This window comes from Sporolactobacillus inulinus, from assembly GCF_006539285.1.
Taxonomy (GTDB): domain Bacteria; phylum Bacillota; class Bacilli; order Bacillales; family Sporolactobacillaceae; genus Sporolactobacillus; species Sporolactobacillus inulinus.
In genome coordinates this window covers 1-18,457 of the sequence record NZ_BJMS01000028.1, presented here as the reverse complement: position 1 = coordinate 18,457, position 18,457 = coordinate 1, and the positions used below count along the sequence as shown (strand labels likewise).

17 protein-coding genes are annotated in these 18,457 nt (G+C 46.4%); 6 read left to right on the top strand and 11 right to left on the bottom strand.

Translation table 11 applies throughout. The features are described 5' to 3' along the window. Positions 1-198 precede the first annotated feature (198 nt). Both SIN01_RS05725 and serA read left to right on the top strand, forming a co-directional pair. Positions 199-1,359, top strand: a complete 1,161-nt coding sequence (locus tag SIN01_RS05725) for a pyridoxal-phosphate-dependent aminotransferase family protein (protein ID WP_047034834.1) — start codon at positions 199-201, stop codon at positions 1,357-1,359. After that, positions 1,352-2,956, top strand: coding sequence for a phosphoglycerate dehydrogenase (gene serA, locus SIN01_RS05720; RefSeq protein WP_010026019.1), 1,605 nt, complete (start codon positions 1,352-1,354; stop codon positions 2,954-2,956). The genes SIN01_RS05725 and serA overlap by 8 nt, the downstream gene beginning before the upstream one ends. 123 nt (positions 2,957-3,079) lie before the next feature. On the opposite strand, the gene coaW is transcribed toward serA, so the two are convergent. From coaW to SIN01_RS05695, 5 genes are all read right to left on the bottom strand, one after another. Further along, positions 3,080-3,889 (bottom strand): type II pantothenate kinase, encoded by an 810-nt coding sequence (gene coaW, locus SIN01_RS05715; RefSeq protein ID WP_010026018.1) that lies wholly within the window; start codon positions 3,887-3,889, stop codon positions 3,080-3,082. A 119-nt stretch (positions 3,890-4,008) separates the two neighbouring features. Continuing rightward, positions 4,009-5,157 (bottom strand): HAD family hydrolase, encoded by a 1,149-nt coding sequence (locus tag SIN01_RS05710; protein ID WP_010026017.1) that lies wholly within the window; start codon positions 5,155-5,157, stop codon positions 4,009-4,011. Between the two features lie 60 nt (positions 5,158-5,217). Then, positions 5,218-6,165: a hypothetical protein gene (locus SIN01_RS05705; RefSeq protein WP_010026016.1), complete on the bottom strand. Its 948-nt coding sequence runs from the start codon at positions 6,163-6,165 to the stop codon at positions 5,218-5,220. A gap of 119 nt (positions 6,166-6,284) precedes the next feature. After that, positions 6,285-7,076, bottom strand: a complete 792-nt coding sequence (locus tag SIN01_RS05700; RefSeq protein WP_010026014.1) for a TIGR00266 family protein — start codon at positions 7,074-7,076, stop codon at positions 6,285-6,287. An 88-nt stretch (positions 7,077-7,164) separates the two neighbouring features. Then, the gene (locus SIN01_RS05695; RefSeq protein WP_010026012.1) at positions 7,165-7,932 is read right to left on the bottom strand and encodes a class I SAM-dependent methyltransferase; all 768 of its coding nucleotides are present in this window, start codon (positions 7,930-7,932) and stop codon (positions 7,165-7,167) included. 227 nt (positions 7,933-8,159) lie between these two features. Here SIN01_RS05695 and SIN01_RS05690 point away from each other — a divergent pair, with 227 nt between their 5' ends. After that, positions 8,160-8,744: a manganese efflux pump gene (locus SIN01_RS05690; RefSeq protein ID WP_141306016.1), complete on the top strand. Its 585-nt coding sequence runs from the start codon at positions 8,160-8,162 to the stop codon at positions 8,742-8,744. Between the two features lie 158 nt (positions 8,745-8,902). Here SIN01_RS05690 and SIN01_RS05685 read toward each other — a convergent pair whose 3' ends face one another. The 3 genes from SIN01_RS05685 to alsS form a co-directional block, all read right to left on the bottom strand. Then, positions 8,903-9,181 carry a hypothetical protein gene (locus SIN01_RS05685; RefSeq protein WP_010026010.1) on the bottom strand — a complete coding sequence of 93 codons (279 nt, stop codon included), beginning with the start codon at positions 9,179-9,181 and terminating at the stop codon, positions 8,903-8,905. A gap of 305 nt (positions 9,182-9,486) precedes the next feature. Beyond that, positions 9,487-10,206: an acetolactate decarboxylase gene (gene budA, locus SIN01_RS05680; RefSeq protein WP_010027537.1), complete on the bottom strand. Its 720-nt coding sequence runs from the start codon at positions 10,204-10,206 to the stop codon at positions 9,487-9,489. Between the two features lie 45 nt (positions 10,207-10,251). After that, positions 10,252-11,958, bottom strand: a complete 1,707-nt coding sequence (gene alsS / locus SIN01_RS05675; protein WP_047034833.1) for an acetolactate synthase AlsS — start codon at positions 11,956-11,958, stop codon at positions 10,252-10,254. Positions 11,959-12,251: 293 nt separating this feature from the next. On the opposite strand from alsS, the gene alsR reads away from it, so the two are divergent. Further along, the gene (gene alsR / locus SIN01_RS05670; RefSeq protein WP_010027535.1) at positions 12,252-13,139 is read left to right on the top strand and encodes an acetoin biosynthesis transcriptional regulator AlsR; all 888 of its coding nucleotides are present in this window, start codon (positions 12,252-12,254) and stop codon (positions 13,137-13,139) included. Positions 13,140-13,143: 4 nt separating this feature from the next. Here the strand turns inward: alsR and SIN01_RS05665 are convergent, their stop codons facing one another. After that, a complete protein-coding gene (locus SIN01_RS05665; protein ID WP_029548354.1) occupies positions 13,144-14,256 on the bottom strand; it encodes an AI-2E family transporter in 1,113 nt (370 codons plus the stop codon). 203 nt (positions 14,257-14,459) lie between these two features. On the opposite strand from SIN01_RS05665, the gene cls reads away from it, so the two are divergent. Beyond that, entirely contained in the window at positions 14,460-15,908 is a 1,449-nt protein-coding gene (cls, locus tag SIN01_RS05660; RefSeq protein WP_010024261.1) for a cardiolipin synthase, read from the top strand. 68 nt (positions 15,909-15,976) lie between these two features. Here the strand turns inward: cls and SIN01_RS05655 are convergent, their stop codons facing one another. Continuing rightward, positions 15,977-16,411: an acyl-CoA thioesterase gene (locus SIN01_RS05655; RefSeq protein ID WP_010024264.1), complete on the bottom strand. Its 435-nt coding sequence runs from the start codon at positions 16,409-16,411 to the stop codon at positions 15,977-15,979. A gap of 88 nt (positions 16,412-16,499) precedes the next feature. After that, positions 16,500-17,213 (bottom strand): helix-turn-helix transcriptional regulator, encoded by a 714-nt coding sequence (locus SIN01_RS05650; RefSeq protein WP_010024266.1) that lies wholly within the window; start codon positions 17,211-17,213, stop codon positions 16,500-16,502. 307 nt (positions 17,214-17,520) lie between these two features. On the opposite strand from SIN01_RS05650, the gene larD reads away from it, so the two are divergent. Beyond that, complete coding sequence (gene larD, locus SIN01_RS05645) at positions 17,521-18,237, top strand: D/L-lactic acid transporter LarD (RefSeq protein WP_047034832.1); 717 nt, start codon at positions 17,521-17,523, stop codon at positions 18,235-18,237. The last annotated feature ends 220 nt before the right edge of the window (positions 18,238-18,457 follow it).

Here is an 18,457-nt window from a genome sequence, read left to right as displayed (position 1 = left end):
CCTCAGGTCGTTAATGAAGTAATGAAGGCTGCTGAAGCAGAATTGTTTCAACAGTAAATGAGGGTGGCACCGCGAATATCAACGTCCCTCGCAGCATGTAGAATCATGTTGCGGGGGACGTTTTTATTATATAAAGTTGGACGGCATGCACTTGTGATGCCCGATCCGACAGTTAGAAAATCAGAGAGGATGAGTTCATTGTTTTTAGATCAGACCTATTTGTTTACACCAGGACCGACCCCTATTCCAAATAAAATCAACGCCGCGATGGCGCGTCCGATGATCGGACACCGGAGTCCTGACTTCTCCGTACTGATTGAAGATGTCGCAACCCGGCTAGAACCGGTATTCGGCACGAAGCATCCCGTTATGATTTTAACCAGCAGTGGCACTTCCGCTCTTGAAGCTGCCGTCGTGAATACGATTCATGAAGGCGATCATGCTCTTGTGATTGTTGCCGGATCTTTTGGCGACCGACTGGCAACGATCGCAGAAAATTACGGAGCTTTTGTTCACCGTTTGAATGTTGAATGGGGCAAATCATGTACTCCGGAAATGCTTGAGGCATTTATTGACGAACTTGGCGACACACCAATCAAAGCGGTCTTCGGTACATTCAACGAAACATCAACCGGTGTCTTAAACCCAATCCATGCATTAGGTGAAGTTGTCAAAACGAAAACCGATGCCCTGTTCATCGTGGACGGAGTCAGCTGCATCGGCGCTGTTCCGGTAGACATGGAGAACGATCACGTCGACATTCTTGTTACCAGCTCGCAAAAAGCACTCATGCTCCCTCCTGGCTTGGCATTTGCTGCATTCAGCGATCGCGGTCTGCAGGCAATTCGTGAATGCCCGGAACGGCGTTTTTATCTCGATTTAAAACGCTATGTCGATACCTACGAAAAACAAAAATCAACGCCGTTCACACCGGCTGTTTCACTCATACAAGGCGCCCAGGCAGTTTGTGACATGATCGAAGAAGAAGGATGGGAAAATGTAATCAAACGTCACCTTCTGCTTCGTGACATGACTCGCGCCGGAATCCGTGAATTGGGGCTTCCGCTTCTGACCTCTGAGGAGGATGCCTCTCCAACCGTAACCGCCGTTAAACCAGAAGGGATCGCTGCACCGGATATTCAAAAAGCACTTAAGAAAGATTTCGCAATCACCATCGCCGGCGGACAGAAAGATCTCAAAGGAAAGATTTTCCGAATCGGCCACATGGGCTATTGCACCCCATTCGATGTACTGAAAGTATTAAGCGCACTTGAAATGACGCTCGCCAAATTCGGACAGGCTCCTCGTTTTGGTGCAGCGGTTAAAAAAGCTGAGGAGGTTTATGTAAAAAATGTATAAAGTTATCGTCACAGATCCGATTAGCGCGAGCGGATTGAAAGCACTGACCGAGCACGATGCATTCCAAGTAGAGCAGCGCGTTGGTCTAGAACCTGAAGTACTTGCAGAAGTGATTTGCGACTATGACGCCTTGATCGTCCGCAGCCAAACGCAGGTCACTCGCGACATCATCCAGGCTGCAGACCGTTTGAAAGTCATCGCCCGCGCCGGTGTCGGTGTTGACAATATCGACATTGATGCGGCAACCGAAAAAGGGATTATTGTCATCAATGCACCTGCCGGAAACACAATCGCAGCTACCGAGCATACGCTTGCAATGATGCTGGCACTTGCCCGCAATATTCCTCAGGCTTACGGATCGCTGACCTCGGGAAAATGGGAGCGCAAACTGTTCAAAGGCGTTGAACTTTATCAGAAGACGCTCGGCGTTGTCGGCATGGGCCGAATTGGCACTGAAGTTGCCAAACGTGCCAAAGGATTCCAGATGAATATTCTCGGCTATGATCCGTTCCTCACTGAGGATCGTGCGAAGAAACTTGGCATTATCAAAGCCAGCTTGGATGAAATTGCGGCACAAGCGGACTTCATTACCGTCCACACGCCGCTTACTCCCGAAACACGTGGATTGATCAACGCAGAATACTTTGAGAAAACAAAAAAAGGTGTGCGTTTCATCAACTGTGCACGTGGTGGAATTATTGACGAACAAGCACTTGTTGACGCGGTGAACAGCGGACAAGTTGCCGGCGCTGCAATCGATGTGTTCGAACATGAACCACCGGAAAATCCAGGGCTGACGCAAAATCCAAAAATTATCGTCACGCCGCACCTAGGTGCATCAACAACTGAAGCCCAAGAAAAAGTAGCTGAATCGGTCAGCGAAGAAATCCGCGATATTTTAACAAGCGGAAGCGTGCAACACGCGATCAATCTGCCGCATATTTCTGCAACGGTAAAGCAGAAAATCAAGCCATATTTGACACTTAGCGAACAAATGGCCGAGCTTCTGATGCAGATTTTTAAGAAGGCACCGAAAACGATTAAAATTAATTATTACGGAGAGCTCTTCTTGGAAGACACTGGTCTGCTCACTCGCCAGATGATTAAAGCCCTGCTCTCTTATTACCTTGATTCGTCGATCAATATCGTCAATGTGATGCAGGTGCTTAAAGCACACGGACTTTCTTACAGTGTGCAAAAAAATGCCGCACACAAAGGATTTACCAATTTCATTGAATTAGAAATTGGAAACGGTGAGGACAAGGCGACAATCGCGTGCACCAATTTGTCCGGCTTCGGCGGCCGCATTGTTTCGGTCAACGGCTACCGTCTCGATATGGAACCGGAACGTTACTTGCTGTACATTGACCATATGGATGTTCCGGGAATGATCGGCAATGTGGGCTCTGTTCTTGGAAAAGGCAAGATCAATATCGGTAGCATGTACGTTGGCCGTGAAACCATCGGCGGCAAGGCCGTAATGGTGCTGACGGTGGACAAGCCGGTCCCTGAGGCGATTCGCAGCGACATTCTTAGAATTAACGACTTAAATGATGTTCAGTTTGCTGAAATTAACATTGAAGAATCCGTTGACTAATTAATTCGCCAATTCGATTAAAAATCCTGCTCCCAAAATGTTGGGAGCAGGATTTTTTTTATAGCACGAGTCAACAGCTTGTGAACACGGGCTGGCACATTGGGCCAAACAAGGAAAACCTTCTCAAGAACAGGCTGCTCCAATGGCCCCGCAATAAACACCATTCTGTGGAATAATTGCCGTAATTCCCCATTGCGCGCAGTATTGTGCAGCAATCTCCTTCAGCTGTTTATTCCCAGACAACGCACCGCCGACAAAAATCACGGTGTCCACCTCTGCTTTCTGCGCTGCTAAGATGCTGAGCGAGGTCACTGTTTCTGCGACAAGACCAATAATCGAGGCAATTTGATCCTCGGGAGACAAAGAACGCGTATTCTCTGATAAGGCACCGAAGTTGCTTGCAGTCAGGTCGCCTGCAATTGGCGGTTCCTCGCCTTCATAGATCCGCGCTACCGTTAAATCAATGATGTCTCGCTTTCCACGCGCGGCATAACGGAGCAAGGTCTTAAAATCGTAGATGCCGGTTAGCAAACCGGTTAAACCCATGAGCGTTCCACCACCGACTCCGCTCCCGCCCAGCCAATCCATTGCCCCATCGTGAACGTAATTCAGCGATGTTCCGGTACCAACCGTTGTGAGCAAGAATCGGTTCGGAACAGTGGTGCATTCACGAGCCAGCAACTGTCGTGCGCCTTGCGCCGACGCTGCAAATTCCGGCAAAACGGAACAGAATCTGTCCGTAAGCTTCTCCTTCAGGTGCGCTGCTCTTCCCCCTGTAAGCATAACCAAGCGCTCAGGATATTCATGGGCGAGCCAGTCTGCACAGGCATCACTCCGGGTGCTTGGAAAGGAGCGATAGAGCCAGCCTTCTTCTGTTTGCAGTGCAACTTTAATCAGCGTACCGCCGGCATCGATTCCAATCTTTTCTGTCATAGGCCGCCTGCCCCCCTCTCCCGGGCAACGTTTTTTAACTTGTCCAGGCACTGCGTTTTACTTTGCATTTTTGATTAAAAAATAAAGGCGAGCCGCAGCCCGCTTGTTCCTGCTTTCTCTTACTTTTCCAAGAGACCAAGAACCAGATCCTTTACATCCGCTACTGAATCAAGAATAAAATCAGCACCATGCGTCTCCAACTCGCTGCGTGCCGCCTGACCGGAAAGTCCGGTCAGGACACCGGCAAAACGGCAGCCAAGCTGCTTCGCACAGAGCAGGTCGGCAAGCGAGTCACCAACGATCATCACCGCATCACCGTTCGGGAGAGGCTCAGGCGTGCGCGCGGTCCATTTTTTCAGATCACTGTCCTTACCGTAATAGGAGGCAAGGTAAGTAAATGGATGCGGCTTAGCGAGTGGTGCTGCATCAAATTTCTTCTCAGCATCCAGCACGTCATCAGCCGTAGCGATATGATTCTGATCCAGTTCACCGATCCAATTCAAGTAGGTAAACGGTTTAAACGTTTCAAGCCGAGGGCGTCCGGTAGCAATACCTACGTTGATCCCCTGCTCGCGAAAAGCGTGAAACATCGTGCGAATAAATGCAGGATCCGCAAGCGTCACTTCCTCATTCATGAACCCTTTCTTACCCGTCTGAACCGATGGCGTTCCGGTCGCGCCCAGAACATTCTCATCACCAATGTACCATTCTTGCGACGCATGCTCGCCAATATGCCAGAAGGCGCTCTTAGGTTTGAACACATCGGTTTTAACACCGAAACGTTTGGCAACAAGTTCATTTAAATAAAAAATCAGTTCTTGTTTCTCTGCTTTTGTCTCTTTATAATCAACCATGAATCGATGAAAATCCGGTTTTACCGGATACTTACGGAACAAACTCCGAAAGGCTGCCAGTGTCTTGTGGTCGATTGGTTCGGTTAACAACCGCACCGCTTGATCGCGCGCCTCATCCGGAAGCTGCGCTGCAAGATGAATTAATTGAACCGATGTGGTGATGTAGATCATATCCCAATTCGCATTCATTCCGCGTGACTTCAAGAAGTTTAGAACATCGTCATTCAAGAATACTTTTGATCGTATCGCAGCAATTTCCTGATCACTGTATTCGGTTTGAAAAGGCTGTTCGCCGCCCAATCCTAAATAGTGACTGCTCATCAGCAATTCTCGCACTGTTAATGCTGATGCATCGAAATAACGTTCCTCGCTTAGAAAAACACCGTCAACATCGAATAAAACCGTTTGAATCATTTTTTCACCGATCCTCTCGCTCTTTTTATCAGTTTACCATAGTAAAGCGGTTGTCCGCATTCACTTGCTGTCCAAACCGCGTCCTTTTTGTGCAATAAATGTCCAGTTTTGGCCGCCGTTATTCGTTTGATACAGATCGCCGCGCTGGGTAAAAAGGACGGCTTGTCCTTGGTGTCGCGGATTTTGCACAATTTTTATTAGACGATCTCGTTCAACTGTGCCGGTATCTAATTGAATCGTTTTCTGCTGTTTCGGTACAATTTGATAAAGCATCGATTCTTTCCCGGAAACAGCTGCGAATAAGGACACTTTTTGATCAAAGCTATAGGCAGCACTCGTCACCAACTGTCCTTTTAAAAAGTGTTCAAAATGCGCACCTTGATCATTGCTGAGGTACAATCCTTTGGAAGTTCCAATCGCAACCTGATTTTTATCAATTGGGGACGCAGTCAGAAATGAGACGTTTCCCGTAATCCGGATACTGCCTCCCGTTTGCCAAGACCGTCCCTGGTCATCCGACCAGCGTAGAACGAAAACTTCCCCAGTCTTCTTTTGAAGTTGATAAATCCGCCCGGTTGCATAACCAATCGTCATCAATCCACTTTGCTTGTCCAGCTTGTGCCGCTGCATGGTCGCTTGATCCAATCTCTTCCATTCGAGCATCCCAGACTCATTCAGTTGTAGCAAGCCGGTATGTATCGGCCAATATTGAGCGGGTTTTTCACCGCCTTTTAATTTATGCGTCTGCCATTGGCCTTCCTTATAGGTGACCAGCTGCTTGTCTGCTGTAGCAAGCCATAAAGTCTCTCCATCACTGCTGTATCCGGCACCGAGCAGATGCGAAAAGCGAACGCTGCTCGTTCCGCCAGAATTTGCTTCGTGAACGGCATAAATAATCCATAAAGTTATTCCCGCGAGCAGAAGGATGAAGATGATCTTTGCAAGCAGCAGCCAGAAAACCCAATGGACACTGCGCTTGCCGGATGTTTGTCCGTTTGTTTCTGTCACATGAACCCACTCCGTCTATTGAGATCTTCCTCTAGTGTAGCGAATCTGTGAAAAAAAGCCGAGCAGACTGCTCATTCATCACCGCCCTATAGCCAGCGGCACTGCTCATCGAATCGGCGTCAGTCGCCGTTAAACAGATTCCAAATGCCGCCGCCAAGGCTTCCTTCATCCTTGCTTCTGCCTGCAGGATTACCCGGCATCGCACTGAACACACGGCTCGCCAGGCGGCTGAAAGGAAGCGATTGAACGAGCACTTTGCCCGGTCCCCGCAAACTCGCAAAGAAAAGGCCTTCGCCTCCGAACAGGGCTGTCTTGATGCCGCGCACAAACGTGATGTCATAATCAACATCGCGAGTCATGGCGACGAGGCATCCGGTATCGACCTTAAGCGTTTCTCCAGGAGCAAGGGTCAATTCTTTCACCATACCACCGGCATGAACAAAGGCCATTCCGTCTCCTTCAAGCTTCTGCATAATGAACCCCTCACCACCGAAAAAGCCAGCACCCAACCGTTTCTGAAAGGCGATACCGACAGAAACACCTTTTGCTGCACAAAGGAATGCATCCTTTTGGCAAATCATCCGGCCGCTGTATAGGCTCAAGTCAAGCGGAATAATTTTTCCCGGATAAGGAGAGGCAAACGATACATGCCGTTTTCCTCCTCCTTCATTGGTGAATGCGGTCATGAACAAACTCTCACCAGTCAGCATCCGTTTCCCGGCGCTGAATAATTTTCCCATGACACCGCCTTGCTCGGCGCCATCGCCGAAAATCGTTTCCATCGTAATCCCGTCTTCCATCATCATAAAACTGCCGGCTTCGGCAATGACTGTTTCACTTGAATCAAGCTCAATTTCAACAAACTGCATCTCTTGACCTTCAATTTTATAGTCAATATCGTGATTATTCATTGGATTGTCCGCCTTCCTTATTACAATGATTGATACAGTAATGAATTCTGATCGACTCTGCCAGATCGAAAGAAGAAACTGCAAAGGCTTATTTATAAGCGATGATATAGTAGTCGGTTACGTGTTCCCTAAAAACGCCCGATGAATCAATTGTTTTCAATACATCATAGATTTCTTTTTCAAATTGTGGCGCTTCTTTGCCAAGTTGAGTTTTCCGACACGTTGATGTGGAATAAAGATAGCCGATGATGGAAGGTATATCGCGCTCACGTTCCGAGTGGATCTGTCCGGTCAATAAGGAATGAAACGAAGATTGAGCAACGATGTGTTCGTGGCGAACCGCGTTGATGCGTCGATTGCGGTTCGGAAACCACTTGTCAACAACGTGCTGCACTGCCTTCTGCCACTCTAATGAACGGTCACCAAGGATATGCCCCTGTCCGACTAGAGCGAGTGCGCCGCCTTCTTCAAGAAGATCATAGCTCAATTTCAGCACATGTTCGCGATCCATCCAATGAAAAGCATCACCAGCTGTAATCATACGGAAGCTGCCGAGTGCGGGGCTAATTTTTTCCGAAGGCATTTTCATCCACTTCATCTTTTTTATGTTGAGCAGTTCGCACTGACTTTGAGCAGATTTCAACATGTCTGAACTGACATCAATCCCAACCGTTTCTTCAAAGTACTGTGCGAGAGGAAAAGTCAATTTTCCTGTCCCGCAGCCAAGATCAAGCAGCCGACCTTCACCATTCAAGCGGCATTTATTCGCCAATGTATCGATTAATCGGTCACTGTATTGACCGCGGTATTTCAGATAATAGTAGGCTGCTCCGTCATACAGGCCGTGTGTTTGCATAATCTCTTTCACCTTATCACCTGTTTTCTCATGCTATTCGATTCTCTAATACATACATTCGTATGAATAGATAATCTTTTCCCAGTCAGAAGATGTACCCGCTCTCCTGTAAAAGCAATGAACACCTTTATTATTTTAACATAAGATACTTTCAGAACGGGCGTTTTTCATGACTTCACGAGAGAAAAGGCGCAGCACACGCAAAACCAGTATAAGGGGATGAAGCGATGCACTGGATGATGATTCTCTTAATTGGCATCGCCGCGAGTATTGACAACTTTGCAGTGGGCTTGTCCTATGGAATTAAAGGAAAGAAAATTACGTTTTCCGCTAATCTCTTCATGGCTGCAGTCGCTTTGGCAGTTTCACTCATAACCTTGTTTGCCGGCGCGGCACTTGGGTTTGTCTTTCCTGAATTTATGGCCACTTTGATTAGCGGGGTAATCATTCTCGGGATCGGCGTCTGGTCACTGATCAGCGGGATCAGGCAGAAAGCCAAACCGTCACGAACCATTCCACAGGCAGAACAAATCGATCGCGACCAAAATAATTTGATCTCATTTAATGAAACGATTTGGCTAAGTTTCGCTTTATCGTTTAATGCAATGGGTACCGCATTCGGTGCGGGCATCGGCGGTCTTAGTCCGGCAGCGGTTGCTCTGTCGGTTGCCGTCCTGTCCGTTCTCTCGATTGAGGCGGGGCAGCGATTCGGGTTAAAAAAATTGCGGACACGGATCGGTGCGCTGTCTGAATATGCGGCATCGATCTTATTAATCTTTATCGGTATTTATACCATTTTCGCGTCAATGTAAGCCGAACAATGCGGCAGCGGAGCCGGCAGTCTGGAATTCTTCCCTGCGATGAATCATGATGCACCGCAGAAGCCTCACACCGGTGCATTGGGTTCACATATCTGTGATTATACAAAAAAGGCTTTATGTTAAGCGCAAAAGCAATGAAAATAATTGCATCAATGGAACGGTCCCTCCCGTACATTACGGTATCGTTTTGCAAGCCGCTTAACCAGTATATACAGTCCATAGGCGGAGAATGCGTAGATCATGGCTGCCCATGCACCTTCGCTTAACACGATTCTCTTTTCAATGAAGGCTGTATAGAATAATGCAAACGCGAATGCGGACGGCAGCAGCATCAGATCATCGGATCGAAAGAAAAATTTGACCATAACCAGTCCCACCATAATGGTAACAAGCCCAAAAATCGTTTGCGTCATCATTAATTGAACCAACCGTTCCACCTGCTTTCAATTCTGCCACATCTTGTTTTCGGTCTATTCTATGCAGCGGCTTGTTTCAAGATTCATCACAAACAGCGCGACCGCGGGCGATCCGAAAGCCTCCTCAGATATGCTGATATCTACGGGGCTCCTGTGGTCTGCGATCAACAGAGATGTTCCGCAGGCCCCCGAGCGCTTACGTGACAATTTCCTATATTTTTTTACTTGTGACAAAAATCCGGAAGGCATGCCTTCCGGATTTTCGATGCGTTTTAATTCTGTTCGCGCTGCCCTTTTGGGTAGGAACCCTAAGCGAATCAGCCTTCAGTCACTTTGATTTCTTTTTCCAAATCTTCACGGGAAAGATTGGCGTTTAAGAAACCTTTCGTCTCAGGGGTATAAAGGCTCATATGTGTTTTTTGATCCACCTTCAGTGTTCCATGATCCAGTTCATAGTCAAACACATGACCGCCGCCTTTTCGCTCTTCATCGATAAAATGAAGATGAAATCCCGAAACGGCAATCCCTTGCGTGAATGCTGGTGACCAGAATCCAAGTATCGTCCCCTTCACATGCTTAAAATGAAAGATCGGCTGCGTTTTCACTGCTTCTGTCATTGGAATCGGTTTTTCCTGATAGGAAACGGTGCGTGTACTGACCTCTTTGAAAACACCATCGATCCGGAAAGCATAAAATAAATTTTCGCTTTTCATCAATTTTTTCATTTCTGCTTCAAACGCTGATTTATTAAGCGGATGTTCAAAGGTTTTCGTTACCGCTGGTTTAAAGTAAGTTAGCGAGCAGAACGGTGTTTTGTCTTCGCTTTTCAGCGGTGTTGCCGTGCCGTCACCGCGCAGTCGGTAAAATTCGCCATCAAAAGCGATCATTTCGCCATCAAGATGTTCAAACGTTCCAATACCAAAATCACCAAATGCTTTAATTTCATCATAGCTCATTGCTCCTTCAAAAACGCCGTCGAGCAGTGACGACATCGTTGAAAGTTGAAACAGCTGTCCATTGTCTACTGTTTGTGTCATCGAATGCATCCCCTCATTTCATGATTTGTCTCCATTCAAACTTAATCAGTTCAGCTGGTTCGGAATCAAGCTCTTGGCCAGAGCCACATTGTCACTGTAATCAACAGGCACGTCAATGATTACCGGGCCATCATTATATGCGAGCCCTTCCTTAAGCACTGTTTCCAGTTCTTCCGGCTTGTTGACACGCAGTCCCTTTGCACCGAAAGCCTCCGCATACTTCACCACATCGATCGGACCAAAATCAACACCAGAAGTACGTTTATATTTCATCTGCTGTTGGAATGCAACCATGTCATACGTCCCGTCGCGCCATACAATATGAACGACCGGAAGCTTCAGACGAACCGCTGTTTCCAGTTCCATTGCTGAGAACAAGAATCCACCGTCGCCGGACATTGAGATTGTTTTTTGGTGATCGTTTACAAGCGATGCAGCCATTGCCCATGGAAATGCGACACCCAAGGTCTGCATGCCATTGCTGAAGAGCAGCGTCTTCGGTTCATAGGAACGGAAGTGGCGCGCCATCCAAATGTAGTGAGAACCGACATCACAGGTCACGGTTGTATCATCACTGATCAAGCTGCGCAAGGTATGGATCAGACTCAGCGGGTGAACACGGCTGCCATTGACCTTCTTCGGCGGTTCATCGCGGATATCCAGTCTGTGCCGCATTTTTGCTAGATAGTCAAGGTTTTCCTCAGTAATATTTAAATGCGTCAATTTTTCTGTGATCCGCTTAACCGTTGACGGAATATCGCCAACCAGTTCAAGATCCGGCTGATAATAATGATCGATATCGGCACGCACTTCGTCGAGATGAATAATTTTTCGCGCGCCAACATTATTCCAGAATTTCGGATCGTATTCTACCGCATCATAACCGATGGTAAGCACTACATCCGCTTTTTCAAGCACCAAGTCGCCCGGTTGATTGCGGAACAAGCCGATACGGCCGTAGAAATTCTCTTCCAAATCGCGCGGAATTAACCCAGCAGCTTGGAACGTTTCTACAACCGGAATAGAGATTTTTCTCAGCAGCGCACGGACAGCTGAAACAACTGAGAAACGATTCGCACGCATACCGGCCAAAATCACAGGCATCTTTGCATGCTTAATGGCTTCGACGGCCCTGTCAATCGCATCCTCTGATGCTGTACCGAGTATCGGGCTCTCAAGCGGTCCAAGTGCATTAACTGTTGTTTTTGATACCAGAACATCTTGCGGGAAGCTGACCACGCTCGCGCCGGCCGACGTTGATTCAGCAGCACGGAAGGCATTCGTTACAACTTCCGGAACGTTCTTCGGATCGACGACTTCAGCACTGAACTTAGAAATCGGTTGGAAAAGTGCTGCATTGTCCATCGACTGGTGGGTCCGTTTCAGTCGATCTGCTCTAGGCACGGCTCCGACAAGAGCGACCATCGGATCGTTCTCTACGTTAGCGGTAACTACTCCAGTTGCTAAGTTGGATGCTCCTGGTCCCGATGTAACGATGCATACCCCTGGTTTGCACGTGAGCCGTCCAATTGCCGCAGCCATAAATGCTGCGTTTTGTTCATGGCGGCACACAATTAATTCGGGGCCACGGTCCTTGAGCACATCAAAAACAGCATCAATTTTTGCCCCTGGAATGCCAAAAATGTATTTCACGCCTTGCTTAATTAAACAGTCAACGACTAATTCAGCGCCGGTTGCTAATTCCTGTCCTTTTTCTGTTTTTTCCAAATTGCTCACCATTTTCCCCTCCATCGTTTATGAATAAGCTGTGGTGCCTTGCCAATCTGCTTTATCGAAGCAAATGGTAGTTGAACCGAGCATATTTCAGAAACTTTCTCTATGACTAACATCATTCTACCGCGCCGTTTTTCTAATGTGAAATATATTATTGAACATCATGTAATACTCAGTGTATATTAATTATAGGCGCCAAAAGTAAAACAGGTTAGGTCAAGGTTACTCCGCTCGCGGCTTTCATACAACTTATGCTTGAGCGACACTTCAGCTGCAAAGGCGCACATATCTTTTTTCCTAGGAGTGAAAACATGGAACTTCGCCATTTTTTATATTTTATAGCGGTTGCTGAGGAGCTTCATTTCGGACGAGCCGCTGCCCGTCTGCAAATGACGCAGCCGCCGCTGAGCAAACAGATTCAGCAATTTGAAGAAGAAATCGGTGTCCCGCTGTTCAAACGGAACAAGCGTCATGTTGAGCTGACAACAGCAGGTCAGCTGTTTCTTCCCGAAGCGCGTCAGATCATTGCACAAGTAAACCAAGCAGTTGACACGGCGCAGCGAGCCGATCGCGGTGAATTCGGACGTCTTGTCATTGGCTTTGTCGGTTCCGCCACCTACGACATTTTGCCTCAAATCATTCGTGAATATCGGCGCAAATTCCCTCACGTCTCGATTCGGCTGCATGAACTTTCAACGCCCGATCAAGTCAACGCCCTCATTGGCGAGCGGATCGATGTTGGTCTTTTGCACCCTCCGGTCAGCAGTTCGTTTATTGACTCAATTCCCATCAAGCGCGGTTTTGCTGCACTATCGCTGCCGAAAAATCACCCGCTTGCAAAAAAAGAACATATATATATTGAGGATTTGCAAGATATTCCGTTCATTCTTGTCTCACGCGATATTTGGCCTGGGCTGTATGATGAGTTTCTGTCATTGTTTCAATCGGTCGGCTTCACCCCGAGAATTGTCCAGGAAGCAACCGAATATCAAATGGTTGTCGGTTTGGTATCGGCAGGTATCGGCATCGGCGTTGTTCCGGCAACGGCGGAGAAACTCTTCAATCTGGAAGTCGTTTACCGCCAAATTGACAATTACCCGCTTACAGCGATACTCTCGCTGGCTTATTTGAAAAAAAATACGAATCCGGCTTTGAAACAATTTGTTTCTCTGACCAAGCGGATTCGTATCGATGAATAATTGATTAGGATTTGATCAGCGTATCATCCTTGCTCTTTCGACGCAGCCGTACTAAACGAATCGCATGCGAGACAAACGTTTTAATCATCGCATAAGTCGGAACGGCCAAAATCATACCGATCGGTCCAATCCATTTTCCTGAAACAAGCAGCAGAACAATAATCGTTAAAGGATGCGTGTTTAACCGTTTTCCCATGACAAGCGGCGAAATCAAATGTCCGTCAAGCTGCTGTACGATCACGATCACAGCGAGTACCAGCAATGCTTTCGCCGGCGAATCCATCAACGCGATCACGATCGCCGGTGTTGCGCCAAGAATGGGGCCCAGATAAGGGATAATATTGGTCACGCCGACAACGAGACCGAGTAACAGACTGTAAGGCAAGCCAATGATTGAAAAACCGATACTCGAGGTCACGCCGACAAAAGACGCAACAATGATCAAGCCGTGAATGTACGAAGACAGTGTGTCGTTCAAGTCGCTTAAGATGTGGTTGACCTCATCATGGTACTTATGCGGAAAAAATCGCGTGACCGCATGGGGAAGCCTGTTCCCATCCTTCAACATATAGAATAGAATGAATGGAACCGTGACGACCGTCAAAGTGACATTCACCAGTACATTGAAGAACGTGGACAGACCGCTGCCGGCATTATTGGAGAAATCTTTCAGCAATTGTTCTAAATTTTGCTGTATTTTATCAATCGAATAATAATCTTGATGAACCAGCCATTTAAACCCCTGTGTGTTGGCAAGATGTTCAATACTGTTACGCCAGCTGCTGATGTAGTCCGGCAACTGTCCGAACAACGATTTGATTTGATCGGTGAGTGGCGGTCCGACGATCAGCACAAGCAGCGCAACCAGCCCGGTAAGGATGATGTAAATGATTAAAATGCCAAGTGTTCTCGGCACCTTCATCCGTTGCAGCAAATCAACAAATGGACTTATGAGAAAGAATAAGAAACCCGCAACAATAATTGGGAAAAACAACGTCGTCGTCAAGGTCACCACAGGAACAAAAATGAATGAAATTTTCGTTAAGATAAAGACGAGCAAGGCAATACCCAGCAGCTCCAGAGTCCAAAAAATAATCGTTGAATGTTTATTCAGCACCGTTTCCACACCTTTGCATAGGCCTCAATGAGGTCGCTTCCGCTTCTTTATTACTATTATTATAGGGGGTAATTGGAATTGGGGCAACGAAAGCGAGGCGGTCGCTTTTCCGGAGAAGCCATCCATCCCTCAGTCTGGCTTGTGCCGTTCGATTAGGAGTATAATCAATTATCATACACGCCGTTGAAAAAGGATGTGAGTTAATGAGCATCTACTCAATTTTGCTAGCAGTTTTAATTGGGATAAATATTCTGTTCGGGATAACGATTGTTTTTCTTGAGCGAAGAAGCGTCAGTTCAACCTGGGCGTGGCTGATGATTCTAAATTTCCTCCCGATCATCGGATTCATTTTCTACCTTATTTTCGGTCAAAATTTGAGCAGACGGAAAATTTTTAAGTGGGATCATATCGTTCATAAACGAACACAGGATTTAGTCAGCAAACAAATGCTCGGTATCGTCAATCAGGATCCACCGTTTTCCGAGCCGATTCTTCGCGAATACCATCGCTTGATCTATTTAAATTTGAACAATGATGAAGCGCCGCTGACGTTAAACAACAAACTTTCGATTTTTACTGATGGTGAAACTAAATTTCAGAACCTGCTTCATGACATTCGCTGCGCAACGCATCATATTCACATCGAATACTACATCTTCCGTGGAGACTTTCTCGGAAATCAGTTGATTGATCTATTGACGAAGAAAGCAGAAGAAGGCGTTCTCGTTCGCTTGCTTGTCGACGACGAAGGTTCCAGACGGTTGCCAAAGAAACTCGTACGACGGCTCACTCAGGCAGGCGGCAAATTTTATACATTTTTTCCCGGCCGCCTGCCGATACTTAACTTGCGCATCAATTACCGTAATCACCGCAAATTGGTGATCATCGATAGCAAAATCAGCTATATTGGCGGCTTTAATGTCGGCGATGAATATTTAGGGTTAAGCAAAAAATTTGGCTTTTGGCGCGACACGCATCTTCGCATTGTTGGTGAAGCCGTGAACAGCATCCAGTCACGGTTCCTGCTTGACTGGCACCAGGCATCAAAAGAACGGGTGCCGTTTCAATCCTACTACACCATGGATGATCACACAAAGTACGGTGAAGTCGGCATTCAAATTGTCTCAAGCGGACCGGATCAGAAATGGGAACAGATCAAAAACGCCTTTATTAAAATGATTTTATCTGCCAAACAAACGGTCTATATTCAAACGCCCTATCTGATTCCGGATGAAAGTCTGCTCAACGCAATCTCGATCGCATCGCTTTCTCATGTTGATGTCCGCATTATGATCCCGAATAAACCGGATCATCCCTTTGTTTATTGGGCAACTTATTCCAATGTTGGCGCCCTTCTTGATGCAGGCGCACGTGTATACCTTTATCAGAATGGGTTCCTTCACGCAAAAACAATTATTGTTGACGAACGGCTGTCCACAGTCGGGACATCCAATCTCGATTTTCGCAGTTTTGGCTTGAACTTTGAGGTAAATGCATTCATATACCATCAAGAAACCTCACAACAGCTTGCGACAATTTTTAAAAAGGATATCCGTCTTTCACGAGAATTGACGCCGTCGGACTACCGAAATCGTCCATTCATCATTAAATTCAAAGAAAGTATTTCACGTCTGATCTCACCGGTTCTGTAATAAAACTTAAGAAGTGAAAAAACAGCTGAGCGTTTTGCGCGCTCAGCTGTTTGGTCTGTGTCGTTTTCTTATAAGTTACGAATCTGTCGCAGTGTTGGGACGCCTGCAGGTGCATCCTGGTGCTTTCTCAGTATCGCTTTAATCGCGTCCGTCAGCGGCACAACTTGCTTCTGTTTGTAGTCATAACCGATCATCGTTACACGTCCGCGCGCATGCCAGACACCGTCAGGGCCTGCAATCGCATGCTCAACATCGAAGCTGGATCGAGAGATCGTACTGATCCACGTGTAAACAGTAATTTCTTCATCATAATTAATCTCTTGGATATAATCGCAATGCGTCGATGCAACAATAACTTTCCAATCATGTAAATCCATACTTGGGGTAAACCAGCGGAAAATTTCGCGCTTGCCCTCTTCAAAATACGTAAAGTACACCGCATTGTTTACATGCCCCATTGCATCACAATCAACAAAACGTACCGGAAGTTTTGTTGTGATCATCTCTATACCCCCTACTTGCTAGATTCTTTGAATCCTATCCGGGAATTAGTGTACCACAACAAACAAAACAGTGGGCAGAGAAAACGACTCAGGAAAGCATCTCTGCACGATATTCAGAAGGAGAACACCGCACATATTTTTTAAACATCTTCGTAAATGAAGCATTATATTCATAGCCTAATTGATAAGAAATCGTCAACACACTCAATTTCGGATCACTGAGAAGTTCTTTGGCTCGGTGGATACGCAAAAAATGAATATATTCAAGCGGCGTCATTTTCATTTTGCTTTTAAACCAGTCACAATAATAGGATGGTGAATAGTGTTCCATTGCCGCTAGCGATTTTACATCGATCTTTTCTGTGTAATGATCATGAATAAATCGAATCGAAACACTTGATGGGTGGTCGGACATTTTATGAAACCAATAGTTTAATAAAAGAACCGCTTCGTCATGTTTGTGCTGCATGACTTCGTGCACAAGCAAATCCGTTACCGATTGCCAGATTAAATTTGTATCCCAAATTAATTCACTTTGCATGTCTACCTTGTTGTTCAAGTAATCACGAATATAACCCTCTGGGACATCAATCACAAGATTATCATTCGATTCTAGTGAACCAAGCGAATAATCGAAACCGGCTGGGAGCAAACAAAATTGAGAACTGCTCATTCTTTTTTCTCCAGATCCGCTTATAATCCGAGTACGGCCATGAATCGGAATAATAAGTCTAAAATGTGACGTGCTGTAATAGTGCTTTTCCTTGCTGAAAGACATTAAACGAAATACAATCTCTTCCACCAGACGTTTCCTCCTGAACCCATGTTGGTTCCTCTATTTGGTTGTAACGCTGCCTAATCTTCATTGGCTCATGTCCAAATAAACTTCGCTAGATGAAGTATAACAAAGATCACACCGGCAAATGTGACGATATTGTTAACATCTGTCGAAATATGTCGGTTTTGTGATCAAAAGTCAATGAATTTGCATTTTGAAAGCGGATACTACGGAAAATGGCAAATAGTCACCGTAGAAATGGAAAAGTCATCGCCTTGCAATCCTTCTATACTCATTCTGTTAAAACAAATTGCAGGGGGAAAATGAATCAATGCATCAATTAATAGCGGAATTTTTGGGAACGGCATTAATGATTATCTTCGGTGTGGGCGTGCACTGTTGTGAGGTGCTCAATACATCAAAGTATCAGAACTCCGGTCACATTTTCGCCATTACAACTTGGGGATTCGGAATTACGATCTCATTGTTCATCTTCGGGGCAGTAAACATCAATCCTGCGATGGTTGTCGCACAAGCCGTTCTTGGCAATATTCCATGGGCCAGCGTCATTCCAATCAGTATCGCAGAAGTGCTCGGCGGTGTCTTCGGTTCCATTGTTGTTTTCATTGCATATTATGATCAATTTAAAGCTTCCATTGACATCGATCGAGTAAAAATCCGAAACATCTTTTCAACAAATCCAAACGTGCGTAACTTGCCACGTAATTTCTTTGTCGAATTTATTGATACGTTTATTTTTATCACATCAATTCTTGCGATTGCCGCAGCAACAACCGAAGCTCCGGCGATACTTCCCATCGGTGTCGGCCTGCTCGTATGGGCCATTGGTATGGGTATGGGCGGTCCTACCGGATTTGCGATGAACTTGGCTCGAGACATGGGACCTCGTATTGCCCATGCTATTCTACCAATTCCAGGCGGAAAAGCAGATAACGACTGGCAGTACGGGATCATCGTACCGGGTATCGCTCCATTCCTTGGTGCCGCATGCGCCGCATTATTCTCACGCTACTTCTTAGGCTTATAAGATAACTAAAATCCATTGAAGCAAAAAAGCGGAAAGGCATCATGCCTTCCGCTTTTTTTGTCCTGTTCTCTGCATAACGGGTCAAGCCGTTCGACAACGCTTCACGCAGCGGACCCAGCATGAGCTGATCCGCAGCGGCGACCTAACAAGCGCGCTCCAGCATACATATCTGCATCGGTGGCCGCAAGAGGCGATCCTCGGGCACCCTTCGTTTTATATG